Origin of the sequence: Bifidobacterium sp. UBA4282, assembly GCF_002394995.1 — a bacterium.
GTDB classification, from domain to species: Bacteria; Actinomycetota; Actinomycetes; order Actinomycetales; family Bifidobacteriaceae; genus Bifidobacterium; species Bifidobacterium pullorum_B.
The window spans coordinates 20220-35588 of the sequence record NZ_DGVO01000048.1; the positions used below are offsets into that span (position 1 = coordinate 20220).

Annotated in this window: 9 protein-coding genes; all 9 read right to left on the reverse strand. The window is 67.2% G+C overall.

Annotation, left to right across the window (positions count from 1 at the left end; all coding sequences use genetic code 11):
• Positions 1-154: 154 nt before the first annotated feature.
• Positions 155-3979, reverse strand: coding sequence for an SNF2-related protein (locus B4C31_RS07485; protein WP_291531976.1), 3825 nt, complete (start codon positions 3977-3979; stop codon positions 155-157).
• Entirely contained in the window at positions 3966-4748 is a 783-nt protein-coding gene (locus B4C31_RS07490; protein WP_278711135.1) for a MazG nucleotide pyrophosphohydrolase domain-containing protein, read from the reverse strand. Before B4C31_RS07490 ends, B4C31_RS07485 begins: the two co-directional genes overlap by 14 nt.
• Before the next feature lie 26 nt (positions 4749-4774).
• Positions 4775-6178 carry a DNA polymerase III subunit epsilon gene (locus B4C31_RS07495; protein WP_291531977.1) on the reverse strand — a complete coding sequence of 468 codons (1404 nt, stop codon included), beginning with the start codon at positions 6176-6178 and terminating at the stop codon, positions 4775-4777.
• Positions 6179-6290: 112 nt separating this feature from the next.
• Positions 6291-6947, reverse strand: coding sequence for a peptide deformylase (locus tag B4C31_RS07500; RefSeq protein ID WP_204388309.1), 657 nt, complete (start codon positions 6945-6947; stop codon positions 6291-6293).
• Positions 6948-6992: 45 nt separating this feature from the next.
• The gene (gene glmM / locus B4C31_RS07505) at positions 6993-8378 is read right to left on the reverse strand and encodes a phosphoglucosamine mutase (protein ID WP_204390024.1); all 1386 of its coding nucleotides are present in this window, start codon (positions 8376-8378) and stop codon (positions 6993-6995) included.
• Positions 8379-8707: 329 nt separating this feature from the next.
• Positions 8708-11314 (reverse strand): aminopeptidase N, encoded by a 2607-nt coding sequence (pepN, locus tag B4C31_RS07510; protein WP_291531978.1) that lies wholly within the window; start codon positions 11312-11314, stop codon positions 8708-8710.
• Between the two features lie 104 nt (positions 11315-11418).
• Positions 11419-13323, reverse strand: a complete 1905-nt coding sequence (locus B4C31_RS07515) for a ribonuclease J (protein ID WP_291531984.1) — start codon at positions 13321-13323, stop codon at positions 11419-11421.
• Between the two features lie 267 nt (positions 13324-13590).
• Positions 13591-14496 carry a 4-hydroxy-tetrahydrodipicolinate synthase gene (dapA, locus tag B4C31_RS07520; RefSeq protein ID WP_033509573.1) on the reverse strand — a complete coding sequence of 302 codons (906 nt, stop codon included), beginning with the start codon at positions 14494-14496 and terminating at the stop codon, positions 13591-13593.
• A 66-nt stretch (positions 14497-14562) separates the two neighbouring features.
• Positions 14563-15315, reverse strand: coding sequence for a 4-hydroxy-tetrahydrodipicolinate reductase (dapB, locus tag B4C31_RS07525; RefSeq protein WP_291531979.1), 753 nt, complete (start codon positions 15313-15315; stop codon positions 14563-14565).
• Positions 15316-15369 lie beyond the last annotated feature (54 nt).

Genomic DNA, 15369 nt, shown 5'->3' on the forward strand with positions numbered 1-15369 from the left:
ACCAGCATGAATCGCCAGGCGCAGGGCTGACGCCGTAGCCCCACCCGACCATTCGATTTCCAAGCGAAGCGGCATCCCCAGACAACGGCACCGCTCCCGGATTCCGGGCAGCACCCCCGGATTCCGGCCAGCGCCCCATGCTCCGCTGTCGCCGCTAGCCACCCAGCAGCGCGAGCAGGTCCTCACGGGTCAACGCGGCCATGGAACCGCCGGTGGAGCTTGAGGCCTCGTCCACGAACCGGTTGGCCAGATCGGTTTTGGACTGCTGCAGGTTCAGGATGCGCTCCTCGATCGTGTCCTTGGCCACGATCTGGTACACGTTCACATCCTGCGTCTGCCCGATGCGGTGGGCGCGGTCGGTGGCCTGGTTCTGCGCGGCCGCGTTCCACCACGGGTCGGCGTGGATGACCACGCAGGCGCCGGTCAGGTTCAGCCCCGTGTTCCCGGCTTTCAGGGAGATCAGGAACACCGGAGTGTCGTCGGCGTTGAACGAGTCGACGAGTTCCAGCCGGCGTTTCTTCGGCGTGGCGCCGGTGATCGTGTCATAGGCCATGCCGATCGACCGCAGCCGTTCGGCGATCAGGTCCAGATAGCTGGTGAACTGGGAGAAGATCAGCACCTTGCGCCCCGCATCGCGACAGCTCTCCACCAGCTCCTGAATCGCATCGAGCTTGGCCGAGGGCGATGCCGTACGGCGCCTGCCGTCGGACGGCGCATCGAGCCGTCCCGCGTTCTCGTAGACCAGTCGCGGATCGCAGCATACCTGCCGCAGTCGAGTCAGCTGGGCGAGCACCTGGATCCTGTCGTTGCGGAAGTCCACGTCGCGGGTCTTGTTGATCGAGGCGCGCAGCCGCTGCTCCAACGCCGCATACAGCCGGCGCTGCTCCCCTTCCAGCTGCACGGTGATGACGTTCTCGATCTTGTCGGGCAGGTCCTTCAACACGTCGGATTTCAGACGCCGCAGGATGAACGGCCCCACGAACGCCTGCAGCTTGGCCTGCGCATGTTCGTCGCCGCTCAGCACCGGCTGCTCGAACCGCTCGCGGAAATGCCGATACGAACCCAGCATGCCGGGCATCAGAAAATCGAAGATGCTCCACAGCTCCGCCAACCGGTTCTCGATCGGTGTGCCGGTCAGCGCGAAGCGGTGCCGCGCCAGTACCGACCGCACCGCCTTGGAGGCCTTGGTCGCATGGTTCTTCACATACTGCGCCTCGTCCAGGGTCATGCAGAAGAACTCAATCCCCTGGTAGTCCTCCACATCGCGGCGCAGCAGATCATAGGAGGTGATCAACAGGTCCGGCAGGGGCCCGCCGTCCGTCGCAGTCCCGTCATCCTCCGGCAACGGGGTGGCCGCACCCTGCCAGCCGTCGTCCGACGCATCGGCGAGCGCCGCGGCCGCGGTTCGTGAGACGAGTGTGGCGTCGTCGTCCGCGTTGTCCCGTTCCGCAGCGCCGCGCGTCACCTGCACCCGGCAGATCCGATCGAGCAGCGCCCGCCGCTCCGCCTTGCTCCCGGCCACCACGGCCACGCGCAGTCCCGGCGCGAACCGCCGGCATTCGGCCTCCCAGTTGTACACCAATGACGCGGGGCACACGATCAGGTTCGGTCCCACCGCGCGCGCCTCGTCGCGCCGCGCCACCAGCAGCGACAGCAGCTGCACGGTTTTGCCCAATCCCATCTCGTCGGCCAGGATGCCGCCGAATCCCTTGTCGCACACCGCGTTCAGCCAGCGGAAGCCCTCGACTTGGTACGGTCGCAGCACCTCCGCCAATGACGCCGGCACCGCATAGGACTGCGGATCGACGACGCGCAGGTCGTCCACATAGGCGCGGAAGCCCTCGTCCTTCGCCTCGTCGTCCACCTGGGCGTCCAGATAGTAGGCGCTGGTCGCCGGCACCTGGACCGGCCCGCGTTCCAGATCATGCAATGTCAGGTCCAGGTCGGACAGCGTCTCCTCCGCCTGCCCGGCATCCACGGCGGACATGTCCAGGAACGCGCCGTTACGCAGCCGATGGAACCGCTTGCGTCGCCGATAGCTGGCCAGCAGCCCCGGCACGTCCTCCGGATCGATCTCGTCGGCGATCGGCGAAATCTCCACCAGCCCCGACCTGACCGACAGCCCCAGCCGGATCGTCGGCCGCGGCGCGTCGAGCAGCCCGTCGAAGGCGGGTGTGGTGAGCACCTCCCCCAGACCGCGCATCACCGGCAGCCCCTCGGTGATCAGCCGCCAGATCGCGTCGTCGTCCGATTCCTCCAGGAACGCCAGCGGCCCGTCCGGACGCGGGAAATAATGCAGCACCGCCTCCACGGCCAGACGTTCGGCGTCTCGGTCGCGGCGCGGGGCGTCCTCGGCGGTGCCCTCGAAGGCATGGTACCGGCGGTCGCCGTACCGCGCCTGCACGTCGCAGGTCACGCCCATCGGCTCGCGATCCAGATAGATCTCGATTACGCAGGGCTCGCGCCGCAATCGCAGCATCTCCTCCGGCAGCCGAATCGGGATGCCACGGACGCCGGCGCCCGACTCCCCCGTCTCCGACTCTGCCCCCGACTCCGGCCGGCCGTCGGTCGCGTCGTCCGTCGTCACCGCCGTGAACAACGGCGCCACCGTACGCATGAACAGGTCGGCATCACCCGTGGCGACCACCATGTCCTCGCCACGCTCGGTGCCGCACAGCACATCGATGGCCTGCCGGGCCCGCATGAACGCCTGCGAGCAGCGGTGGATCCGCACCTCGTCGCCACCGGAGGCCGCTCCCGAAGCCTCCGCGCGGCGTGACAGGCTCTCGGACAGCGACGGCGCAACAGCCACGAACGACGCGGATGATCCCTCCACGATGTCCAACACATCCAATCGATGCCGCACCACATACCCCTCGACGTCGTCGCTCCAGACCAGCGCCAGCCCCAGGTCAGGGTCGCCGTCCACCACGCGGACCGGCTCGGTCCGCATCCGGTAGGGGCGCTCGTAATCCAGGAAGGCGTCGGCGTCCACGAACGCAGCCAGCAGCTCGCCGATCTCGTCACCGGTCAGCAGCACGGTATCCGCCTCGGCACCGCGGCGGTAGAACGGCGCGCCGCCGGTCACCGATTCGCGGATGCGCACGGCCCGCTCCAGCACGTCGAGGATGGTGCGCGAGCGCTCGCTCAGGGTGTCGCGGGTGTGTACGAACGCGAGCTTGCGGCCGTAGGAGTGGAACTCCTGGTGCCGCACCGTGTCGATGAACGCGGCCACATCCTTGACCACATAGGCCACCGACCTGCTGGGGACCGTCAGACGGAGCCGCACCGCCCATGACGTGCCGAACCGGCGCAGTTCCGGACGCAGGACCACACTGCCGATCGGCAGGTGTCGGGATACGGCGCCGCCCTGCTGCGCACCGGTCGAACCGCCGGAGGAGGACATCGCGTCGATCTCCTTGAGCAGCGTGAGCTGGCGCGACTGCACGTCCGACTGACGGCTCTGCTCACGCTCGCGCATGAGCGCCTGCAGGCGGCGGGAGGTCCGGGGACTGCGGCGCGGACGGGGACGCGCGGCAGGCGACGGGTCGCCGCCGTCCTCATCCAACGCCTCGAAGGCGTCGGGGTCCTCGTCATACGCCATGATCAGCGCGATGACATGCTTGCAGATGGCGCCGAACCGGCCGTAGGCGGGGCAGGTGCAATGCGATGCGGTCAGGTCGCCGATGCCCTGGTCGACGTGCGCGGTGACGCTGTAATCGTCGGCGTAACCGTCGGCGCTGTCCACCAAGGCGGTCAGCGTGATGCCGTCATCGGTATACGTGTAGCCGAAGTCGTGGATGCGCGCGGAGTCGATGACCTCGTGCGCGCGGTAGAAGGATTTGCCGCCGAGCCTGCGCAGCCGTTCCTCGGGTATGAGCTCGTCGGGGACACGGCCGTAAACCGGCCCGTCGTCGGACGGCCGGCCCATGACATCCGAGCCGTTGCGCGACCCGTAGACCGCGTTATGCCAGGTCATGTTCCAGCCGCACAATCTCATCCTCGACGGCGCGCAGACGACTGCGCAGGGCGGCGTCGATGTCGATGCCGGCCGCGTCGGCACGTCGGATGGCGGTCAGGATATCATCAGCGAGCCCTGCGGCGGTCGGCGATTCGGAAGTGCCACCGGTCGCGGCCTGCGAGGTCTCGGCAGCGAACGCGGCGGACAGACGGTCCGCATGGTCGGATCCGGCGACACGATGGACGACCTTGGCAGCGCGCAGGAATGCGCCCTGCGAATGGGAGATGCCTTCGAGCACGGAGGTGCGGTGCTTCTCCCTGCGTTTCATCTCGTTCCACAGTTTGAGCACGTCCTCGGGCGATTGTCCGGAGCCATCGTCCGCATCCTGCGCGCTATCCGGCGCGAATACCGCAGGATGACGGGTGATGAGCTTGTTCACCAGACGGTCGCACACCTCGTCCAGCGTGAACGGGTCCACGGAATCCTTCTGGCACACCACCCCCTGAAACACCGATTGCAGCAGCAGATCGCCGAGTTCCTCGCGCATGCCCTCGCGGTCATCGGCCTCAACGGTATCCACGTACTCGTAGGTCTCTTCGATGAGATTCCTCAGCAGCGTGCGGTTCGTCTGCTTGCCATCCCACGGGCAACCGCCCGGCGCGGCGAGGACGGTGACCACGGCACGCACGCGGTCCAATGCGCTCGTAGCCTCCACCACGGGGCGCAGCTTCGAGCAATGCTCGAATCCATCCGGCAACTGGTATCCATCATGTGCGGCTTGGGTCATGCCACCACTCTAGCGCAGCGGCGGCCCTACCAGCGGCGACCTTTGGCGCGTTTGCCGCCGGTACCGGACACGCCATCGGGGCCCCACGGTCCGCGATTCGCCTCGCGCAGGGCCGTCAGGTGACGCTTCATGGCCACCAGCATGATATGCGCGTCCTCCAGGCCCAGATGCCGCTCGGAGGAGCCCTCGGGCAGCGCGCCCTGGCGCTTGGCGTAGGATTCCAGCGAGTTGTCGCCGTACGGATGGGCTTCGCTGGGGGCGGAACCCTCGTCCCACCGGCGGCTCATCGGCATCGTGTCGATGATCACGATATGCCCGGCGCGGTAGCTTTCCGCGTACCCGGCCACGTTGTGCAGGAAGAAGCGGTGTTCGAAGTTCGCGTTATGCGCCACGAACGGCTGCTGTTCAAGGCGCATCAGCAGCCCCTGCTGCGCCTGCGGCCATTCGTCGAACAGACGCCACTGGCTGCTGGAGCGCATCTTCACGTCGATGCCGGTCAGGTTGCGGATGGTTTCGTTGCCGTGCCACGCGTTGGCACGGGTGACGCCGAACCCCAGACGCGCCTGGCCGTACGCGTCACCCGCCTGATACGAGGAGTCCACGTAGGGCATGCCCGCCGGGGCGTCCTGCGGGCGGGGCGTGACCATGTTCATGTATTCGAAGCCGACGTCGATGATGTAATCGCGCAGCGGATCGGTGCCGGTGGTTTCGATGTCGACGCCCATGACGGTATCCAGACCGCGACCCGGCAGATAGACGTCGCGCCAGTCCGATCCGATCGGGGATGCGACCGCGGCCCTCTCGGCATCGGGTGCGTCGCCGGCGGCACCGCCCGCGGCGATGGCACCCTCCAGGTTGGCGGCGACTATCAGCCGATCGCCGGCCTCGCGCTGCTCGCGGGCGCGCTTGCGGCGTTCGGCGCGGCCGTTGACCAGTTCAGCTGTCCGGTCCTGAATGTCGTCGACCGCGGGGGCACCCTCGGCGGCGTGCAGCACCGGCACGGTGACGCGTTCGCGATGCTCGTAAGCAACCGTCCACAGCCCCTCGGCCACGCCGCGGTCACGCAGCAGATTGATCTCGTCGTTCAGTCGACGGTTCGCATGGGCGAGCGCCCTCGGCAGCCGGTATGAGGGGATGAGCCGGTCGTAGTCGGTCATGAACACGCGATCGCAACAGGTCAGGATGGCCTCCAGCCGGTCACGGATCATCAGGTCGCGACGCAGCAGGTCGTGTACGTCGGAGGATGCGCCGGCGTCGCAGTCTTGTGCGGTGGCCACGCCCACGCCGTGGACCAGGTCGAGCGTGCGCACCCAGTTCCAGTCGATCGGACGATCGTCCGCGTCGACGTCCATCACTGCGGCCCACTGGTCGATATCGCCGTGCGCGCGCATCAGCCAGTCGTCGTCAGCATGTCCGTACATCGCACTCATCGAAACCTCCTTCGCCGCTGCCGTACCGCCTATCGTAGCCGGAGAACGGACGCGGCCGCACCGTCGGCACGTCGGAGCACGTACCGGGGCGCGGCCGCACCGGGAATGCCGGCTACAGGTCGAAGCCCAGTTCCTCGGCTGCCTCGGTCGGCACCGGATCCTCGCACCACAGGTCGGCCAGGTTCTCGTCCGAGCTCAGCGAGCGGATCTCGGCGCGGTCGATGTACACCTCGCCGGACAGGTGGTCGGTCTCATGCTGGAAGATGCGGGCGGGCCAGCCGTGCAGGCGCTCCTCATGGCGGTTGCCGTCCTCGTCCTGCCAGCGGGCGATGATGTCCAGCCATCGGCGGCGCACCGCCTGGTAGCCGGCGAAGCTCAGGCATCCCTCGTAGAAGCTGCGGGTCTGGTCGCCGACCGGTTCGTAGCTGGGGTTGATGATGACGTGGAACGGCAGTTCGCCGATCTCGCGCGGATCATCCTCGTCCCCCTCGCGCACGTGGTCCTCCAGCACGGCGATGGCCATGCCCAGTCCGATCTGCGGGCCGGCCAGGCCCACGCCCGGCGCCTCAAGCATGGTGGTGCGCATGGTTTCGATGAGTTTGGTCAGCGTGCGGCGGGACAGCTGCCCCTCGTACGGCGCGGTCCGCTGGCGCAGCACCGGCTCACCCATCTGCACGATCGGCAGGATGCCTTCCTTGCCGCCGGTTTTGATCAGATGCTCGACGTCACGGTTGAGGGCCACGTCGACCTTCGCGTTGGCTTTGAACATGATGGCGGTTCCTTTCGTTGTTCCCGTTGTCTGCCTCGACGGCGCTCACAGGGCCAGCTCGTCGGCCACGACCTGCGCCAGGCGGGCGCAGACCTCGTCGGCCTGCTGCTGGGTGGCGGCCTCGGCCATCACGCGCACCAGCGGCTCGGTGCCGGAGGGACGCAGCAGCACGCGGCCGGTATCGCCGAGCAGCGCCTCCTCGCGTTCCACGGCGGCCTGCACCGCAGCGTTGGTGGAGGCGGCGTTCTTGTCCACGTTCGGCACATTGACCAGCTGCTGCGGCAGCTGCGGGAAGTCGGCGGCCAGCTGCTTCAGGCTCTTGCCGGACTTCATGACCTCGTTGCACAGGGTCAGCGCGGTCAGGGTGCCGTCGCCGGTGGTGGCGAACTCGCGGTTGATCACGTGGCCGGACTGTTCGCCGCCCAGCGTGTAGCCGCCGCGCAGCATCTCCTCCAGCACGTAGCGGTCGCCCACCGCGGTCTGCACGGTGGCGATGCCCATGTCCTTCAGGGCCAGCTTCAGGCCCAGGTTGCTCATGACGGTCACCACCAGCGTATCGTGGGCCAGCTTGCCCTCGGCCTTCTTGGCCCGGGCCAGGATGCCCATGATCTGGTCGCCGTTGACCATGTTGCCGTCCTCGTCCACGGCCAGGCAGCGGTCGGCGTCGCCATCGAAGGCCACGCCCATCATGGCGTCGGAGGCCTTGACCATGGCCTGCAGCTGCTCAGGGTGGGTGGAGCCGGCGTTCTTGTTGATGTTGTAGCCATCCGGCGAGGCGTTGATCACCACCACCTCGGCGCCCGCACGGCGCAGGGCCTCCGGGGCCACCACCGAGGTGGCGCCGTTCGCGCAATCGGCCACGATCTTCAACCCCTTGAGCGGCTTGGGCTGGGTCTTGTCCGGGCCGATCGGGGCGATGGTGGAGACCAGGTGGTCGATATACAGGTTGGTGGCGGTCACCGTGTCATGGCTGATACGGCCCACGCCGGCGCCGGTCGGACGTTCCCAGTCCTGGCCGAGCACCGCCTCGATCTGGTCCTCCTTGGCGTCGGGCAGCTTGAATCCGCCGCGCGCGAAGAACTTGATGCCGTTATCCGGCATCGGATTGTGGGAGGCGGAGATCACCGCGCCCATCTCCACGTTGAGCACGCTGGTCAGGTAGGCCACGCCCGGGGTCGGGATGATGCCCGCATCGATCACGTCGAACCCGCCGGCGCTCATGCCGGCCGACAGCGCGGCGGCCAGGAAGTCGCCGGACACGCGGGTGTCGCGGCCGATCAGCGCACGCCGCCGACCCTCCGGGCGATCATCCTTCGTACCGGAATCCCCCAGCACGCGCACCGCGGCGTCGCCCAGATCGAGCGCCAGCTGCGCGGTCAGGTCGCGGTTCGCCAATCCTCGTACACCATCGGTTCCAAACATCTTGGGCATGAGCTACGCCTCTCCTCAGCCATGGCGGCATCACGCCGCACTCCTCACGATTACCGTGACCATCGTACCCACCCTGCGGCACGATGCGCGGGCACAATCCCACAGATTGCCCTGTTTCACCGCATTTGCCACGTCCAACGCGCCGGCGTCGCACCGGATACGTCCGCGCTACGATGCAGCCGAAGAACCAACCGCCATAGTGCAAAGGACTTACGGGCACATATCAACGGTCCCTCCGACGCACCGGGAGCGAATCCCGTGCGGCGGAGGGACCGTTAACAGGGCATGCCTGTGATGTCGGCCGACATCACAGCGACGTCACAGCGATGTCACAGCGCGGCGTTCCAGTCGCGCACCTTGAGCGAGCGGCGGGCGCTTTCCAGGTTGCCGATCACGATGCGGCGGAACGCGTTGTCCGCCTCGGCGTGGGAGGCCAGCCAGGTGTCGCCCTGCTCGACCAGCTTGGCCGGGTCGGCGTACACCGGCCACAGGCCTTCGAGCAGCGCCTCGGCCATGTGGAACGTGCGGTTCGTCCAGATCCAATCGGCCTCGGCGAAGTAGCGCTCCACATACGGGTCGGCCAACTCGGGCGTGGCGCCGGCGAAACCGCGGGCCACGGCCTCAAGCTGCATGTTGGTCAGCTCCTGGTTGCGGATGGCCTCGTTCCACGCCCACTCCTTGGCCTCGGCCGTGGAACGGCTGGCGCGGGCGCCCATCGCGAATTCGCGGTTGGCGGTGGTATCGCGCTTGGCGAGCTCCGCATCGATGCCGGCCTCGTCGATCTGGTTGACGGAGGCGAGCGCCTTGACGAGCGCCCAGCGCATGTCGTTGTCGATGTCCAGGCCGTCCAGGCTCACGCTGCCGTCGAGCAGGCCGCGCACGTTCGCGGCGAATTCGGCGTCGCCCTCTTCGCCGTAGCCCAGGTAGGCGTTGACGAGCTGGAACTGGTTGTCGGAACCGGCTTCGGCGGCGTTCGCCAGCGTCCACAGTTCGGCGGCCACACGGCGCAGCACGTCCTCGCGGCGGGCCGGCGCCACGTAGTGGTGCGCGGTGGTGCCCATGCAGCTCAGCGCGTAGCGGAACGTGGTGGACTCGGTCTCGTGCGCAAGCAGCTTAAGCGTGGTCTCGATGAACCGCTCGGCCGGCAGTTCGGCGTCGCGGGTCATATCCCACAGCGCCAGCCAGATCACGGCACGGGCGAGCGCGTTGTCGAAACGGTACAGGTTCTCGACCGCGAACTCCAACGAGGCGGCGTCGAAGCGCAGCTTGGTGTAGGTCAGGTCGTCGTCGTTGACCAGAATGAACGCCGGACGCGGCTTGCCGGCGGCCTCGGTCACCACGGTGGTCTCGCCGTCCACGTCGAGTTCGATGCGGTCGGTGCGCGTGACCAGGCCGGTGGCCGGGTCCTCGTTGTACAAGCCAATGGCCAGGCGGTGCGGGCGCAGCACCGGATGCTCGGCCGGCGCGCTCTGGGTCAGGGTCAGGGAGGCGATGGTGCCGTCCGCGTTCTCCTCGACGTCCGCGGCGATGGTGTTGATGCCGGCCTGTTCGAGCCACAGGGCGCTCCACGCCTTCATGTCGCGGCCGGAGGTGGCCTCCAGCTCGTTGAGCAGGTCGTCGAGCGTGGCGTTGGAGAACGCGTGGCGGGTCAGGTAGCGGTGGATGCCGTCGAAGAAGCGCTCGCGGCCCACATACGCGACGAGCTGCTTCAGCACGGAGGCGCCCTTGGCGTAGGTGATGCCGTCGAAGTTCACGTAGGTGTCGTTCAGATCGTTAATCGGGGCGACGATCGGGTGCGTGGTCGGCAGCTGGTCCTGGTTGAGCGCCCAGCTCTTCTCGCCGGAGCAGAACGTGGCCCACGCGTCGGGCCAATCGGTGGCCTCGGCGGTGGCGAGCGTGGAGGTGAACTCGGCGAAGGATTCGTTCAGCCACAGGTCGTTCCACCACTTCATCGTCACGTAGTCGCCGAACCACATGTGGGCCAGCTCGTGCAGCACAGTCACCACGCGGCGTTCGGAGAGCGCGTCGGTCACCTTGGAGTCGAACACGTACTGGTCGCGGATTGTGACCAGGCCGATGTTCTCCATCGCGCCCGCGTTGTATTCGGGCACGTAGATCTGGTCGTACTTGGCGTACGGGTACGGGATGCCCCAGGTCTTGGCGTAGAACGCGAAGCCCTTCTTGGTGATGTCGAACAGGTAGTCGGCATCCTTGGCGAAGGACTCGGCCAGCGACTGGCGGCAGTACTGGCCCATCGGCACGACGCGGCCGTCCTCGTTCTCGTACTCGGTGTGCCACTGCGCGTACGGGCCGGCGCAGATGGCGGTCAGGTAGGAGCTCATCGTCACGGTCGGCTCGAACACCCAGCGCTTGATGCGCTCGGCCGGGTGATGGCCCAGCGTGCCGTCCAGGGTCATGCCGTCCACGGATTCCACGGTGCGCACCGGCTGGTTCGACAGCACGATCCAGCTTTCCGGAGCGGTCACGTCGAAGTCGAACACGGCCTTCAGATCGGGCTGGTCGAACACGGCGTAGACGCGGCGGGCGTCCGGCACCTCGAACTGGGAGTACAGGTACACGTTGCCGTCGGCGGGGTCCACGCTGCGGTGCAGGCCCTCGCCGGTGTTGGAGTACTGGCACATGGCCTTGACGACGACCTCGTTGTGATCCTTGAGGTTGTTCAGCTCGATGCGGCTGTCCACGAACGCGGCGGCGGGGTCGAGCGCCTCGCCGTTCAGCACGACCTCGGTCACCTGGTTGGCGATCAGATCGAGGAAGGTGGAGGCGCCGGCCTGGGCGTCGAACGTGACCTTGGTGGTGGATGCGAAATCCTCGGCACCGACGGTCAGATCAAGCGAAACCCAGTAGTGGATGGGTGCCGAGACGACGGCCTTGCGCTCCCCGGCTTCGACCCGAGTGAGATTTGCTCCTGGCATTGTGTACCTTTCTGGCTTGCTGGGGTGGTGGCGTCCGTCGTGCGGCGGACGCCTGACATGGAAGCCCGCGGCGGTCTTGTGAACCGTCGCGGGCGATGGTTTGGTTACTTGTTGGAATCCTCTGTGGCGGCGATGTCGGCCACCACGGGCACGATCATCGGCTTGCGGTGCAGCTGGCGGGCGACCCATCCGCCGAGCGTACGGCGCATGATCTGCTGCAGCTTGTAGGTGTCGCGCGTGCCGTGGATCATCGCGTCCTCAAGCTGGTCCACGATCTGGTGGCGCACCTTGTCGAACTCGCTCTCGTCCTCGGCCACGGCGTTCAGGAAGATCTTCGGCCCGGTCACGACTTCGGAGGCTTCGGTGTCGACCACCACGAAGCTGGAGACGAAGCCTTCGGTGCCCAGGATGCGGCGCTTCTCCAGCACGTCGTCGGTCAGTTCGCCGACCGAGTCGCCGTCCACGTACACGTAGCCGCACGGCACCGAGCCGACGATGGCGGCCTTGCCGTGGTAGAGGTCCACCACGTCGCCGTCCTGCGCGAGCACCACGCCGTTCGGGTCCACGCCGGTCTTGACGGCGATCAGGCCGTTGGCGATCAGGTGGCGGTTCTCGCCGTGGATCGGCATCGCGCACTTGGGCTTGACGATGTTGTACAGGTACAGCAGCTCGCCCTCGTTGCAATGGCCGGAGACGTGGACCGCGGCGTTCTCCTTGTTGATCACGCGGGCGCCCATCTGCACGAGCTTGTTGATGACCTTGTAGACCTCGTGCTCGTTGCCGGGGATCAGGGAGCTGGCCAGGATCACCGTGTCGAACTCGTGGATGGTGATGTCGCGGTGGTTGCCGTCGGCGATGCGGCCGAGCGCGGCCATCGGCTCGCCCTGGGAGCCGGTGCACATGTACACCAGGTGGCGATCGTCCACGTCGGAGGCCTGCTTCAGGTCGATGACGGTGCCTTCGGGGATGTGCAGGTAGCCGAGTTCGGCGGCGATGGACATGTTGCGCACCATCGAACGGCCGACGAAGACGACCTTGCGTCCGTACTTGTGCGCCGCATCCACCACCTGCTGCACGCGGTGCACATGGCTGGAGAAGCTGGCCACGATGATCTTGCGGCTTGCCTCGGCGAAGGCGCGGTCGAGCGCGGGGCCGATGGAGGTCTCGGGCTTGACGAAGCCGGGCACCTCCGCGTTCGTGGAATCGGCCATCAGCAGGTCCACACCCTGTTCGCCGAGCTTGCCGAACTCCACCAGATCGGTGATCTTGTGGTCGAGCGGCAGCTGGTCGAGCTTGATGTCGCCGGTATCGATGAGGCTGCCGGCCGGGGTCTTGACGAATACGGCCAACGCGTCCGGGATCGAATGGGTCACGGTCACGAATTCCAGGTTGAACGGACCGACCTTGAGCTTGTCGCGCCCCTGGACCACGGTCATCACCGGGTTGATGCGGTGCTCCTTGCACTTGGCCTCCACGAAGGCCAGCGTGAGCTTGGAGCCGATCAGCGGGATGTCCGGGCGCAGCTTGAGCAGGTACGGCACGCCGCCGATGTGGTCCTCGTGGCCGTGCGTGAGCACCAGCGCCTCGACCTTGTCCAGACGGTCCTTGATGTAGTGGAAGTCCGGCAGGATCAGATCCACGCCCGGCTGCTCCTCCTCGGGGAAGAGCACGCCGCAGTCGATGAGCAGGATGTGGCCGTTGTATTCGACCACGTTCATGTTGCGGCCGATCTCGCCCAGACCGCCGAGCGGCACGATGCGCATCGTGCCCCTGCGGTATTTGGGCGGCGGGATCAGGCCCTCGGCGTGTTCATCGGAACGCTTGCCGCGTTCGTTGCGGCGTCCGGCACGGCCGGATGCCGACTTCGCGCCCTGGCCGCCGGACTGTGCCGAGGCAGTGGCCTGGTCGCCATCGTTCCGCGAGGACGCGGCCTTCTTCTTGGAAGCCGTGCGTTTGGCGCCTTTGGCGGCCGGCTGATTGCCCGTGGCCTCGGCGATGATTTCATCCATGATGGCTTCGACCTGCGGGTCCGCGCCGTTGGTGCGAACGCGACCGGTCTTGCCGTCACCGGTGTATGCGGCGTCAAGCGCCGCGAGTTCTTCTTCTAATGCCATTGGTTCTGTTTCTATCTTGGTGTTCCCGCCTGTGCGGGAACGAGGTCTTATGCACCGCAGGAGGGTGCGGCCGCCGTGGTGCGCTCATGGCGCGTCGGTAGGCGCATATATCTCCCGTGGATTGGCTGTGCCGCGGAAGCGGCACTCCGTTATTGGAGCAAGTCAGAGCAAGCCGGAGGCGCGCATGCCGGCCTCGGCTCGGGCGATCTCGTCCGGACCCGGGCCGACGTTCGGCAGTCGCATGGAGGTGTCGTCGAGCAAGCCGCGCACATGGAGCGAGGCCTTGGCCATCACCGCCTGGAATCCGTTGCCGTTCAACGCCTCGACCAGCGGGGCCAGCCGCACGGCCAGACGCTGGGCCTGATGGATGTCGCCATGGTCGAAGGCGGTGGCCAGGTCACGCATCGGCCCAGAGGCGGCGTGGGCGATCACCGAGATGATGCCGACGGCGCCGACGGACAGGAACGGCAGGAACAGGCCGTCGTCTCCCGAGTACCAGTCGAGTCCGGTTTCCATGCGCTTGCGGACGGCTCCGGCGATGTCTCCGGTGGCGTCCTTGACGGCGGTGACATGGTCGAGTTCCGCCAGCCGGCGGTAGGTGTCCAGCTGGATGCGCACGCCGGTGCGGCCGGGGACGTCATAGACGATGATGGGCTTGTCCGCCGAGGCGTTGACCGCCTGGTAATGCTGGAAGATGCCTTCCTGCGAGGGACGCGAGTAGTACGGGGCCACGACGAGCACCGCGTCGACGCCGGCCTCCTGGGTCTGCTCGGCCATGCGCACGGAATGGGCGGTGTCGTTCGAGCCGGCGCCGGAGATGACCGGCACGTCGACGACCTCTTTGACGGCCCGGACCAGATCGACCTTCTCGTCCATGTGAGTGACCGGGGATTCGCCGGTGGTGCCGTTGACCAGGATGCCGTCGGCGCCATCCGCGACCAGCTGCTTGGCGATGCGCTGGGCGGCGCTGTAATCGATGGATCCATCGGCTTTCATCGGCGTGATCATGGCCGGGATGATGCGCCCGAACGGGGCAGGATCAAGAAGATGCATGGTACCGTCACTCATGGTATCCACGGTACTTCGCGGGCGGGACGCGAAGCCCCGCCCGTCCGGCGTCCACGGTGGGGTCGATCACAGGTCCAGGAAGCGGTCAAGCCCCACGGTCAGGCCCGCATGCGAGCCTTCGGCCAGCTTGCGTACGGCCAGCAGCACGCCGGGCATGAAGGAGATGCGGTCGAAGCTGTCGGCGCGGATCGTCAGCTGTTCGCCGGCGTTGCCCATCAGCACCTCCTCATGCGCGTTCAGGCCGCGCAGACGCACCGCATGCACATGGATGCCGTCGACCACCTGGCCGCGGGAGCCGCCGTCGGTTTCGGTATTGTCCGGCACGGGGGCCAGGCCGGCGGCCTGACGTGCGGCGGCGATGCCCTGCGCCGTGTGGATGGCGGTGCCGGACGGGGCATCGACCTTGTTCGGGTGGTGCAGCTCCACCACTTCGGCCGACTCGAAGTACGGGGCGGCGAGCTTGGCGAAATAATCGGCCAGCACCGCGGAGATCGCGAAGTTCGGCGCGATGAACACGGCCTGATCGGCGCGCGGCGCCGCGGCCAACGCCTGACGCACCTGTTCCAGACGGTCCTCGGTCCAGCCGGTGGTGCCCACCACCACGTCCACGCCCTGGCCAATCAGCGTCAGCACGTTGTCCAGTGTGACGGACGGCACGGTGAATTCCACGACCGCATCCGTGTTCTCCGGCGTGATGGCGTGCAGGTCATCGCCCGCGTCCAGCGTGAGCGCCAGCTCCATGTCCTGTGCGCCGTTGACCGCGTCCACCACGTGGGATCCCATGCGCCCTTTGGCGCCGACGACGGAAACCTTGATCATTGTTGCCTCCTTGATGATTGAGTGCCAGCGTTGTTCCCTATCCGTCCCGAGCCT

Coding starts and splice junctions, on each gene's coding strand:
- B4C31_RS07485 (WP_291531976.1), bottom strand. CDS start 3,979: ATGACCTGGCATAACGCGGTCTACGGGTCGCGCAACGGCTCGGATGTC.
- B4C31_RS07490 (WP_278711135.1), bottom strand. CDS start 4,748: ATGACCCAAGCCGCACATGATGGATACCAGTTGCCGGATGGATTCGAG.
- B4C31_RS07495 (WP_291531977.1), bottom strand. CDS start 6,178: ATGAGTGCGATGTACGGACATGCTGACGACGACTGGCTGATGCGCGCG.
- B4C31_RS07500 (WP_204388309.1), bottom strand. CDS start 6,947: ATGTTCAAAGCCAACGCGAAGGTCGACGTGGCCCTCAACCGTGACGTC.
- glmM (WP_204390024.1), bottom strand. CDS start 8,378: ATGCCCAAGATGTTTGGAACCGATGGTGTACGAGGATTGGCGAACCGC.
- pepN (WP_291531978.1), bottom strand. CDS start 11,314: ATGCCAGGAGCAAATCTCACTCGGGTCGAAGCCGGGGAGCGCAAGGCC.
- B4C31_RS07515 (WP_291531984.1), bottom strand. CDS start 13,323: ATGGATGAAATCATCGCCGAGGCCACGGGCAATCAGCCGGCCGCCAAA.
- dapA (WP_033509573.1), bottom strand. CDS start 14,496: ATGAGTGACGGTACCATGCATCTTCTTGATCCTGCCCCGTTCGGGCGC.
- dapB (WP_291531979.1), bottom strand. CDS start 15,315: ATGATCAAGGTTTCCGTCGTCGGCGCCAAAGGGCGCATGGGATCCCAC.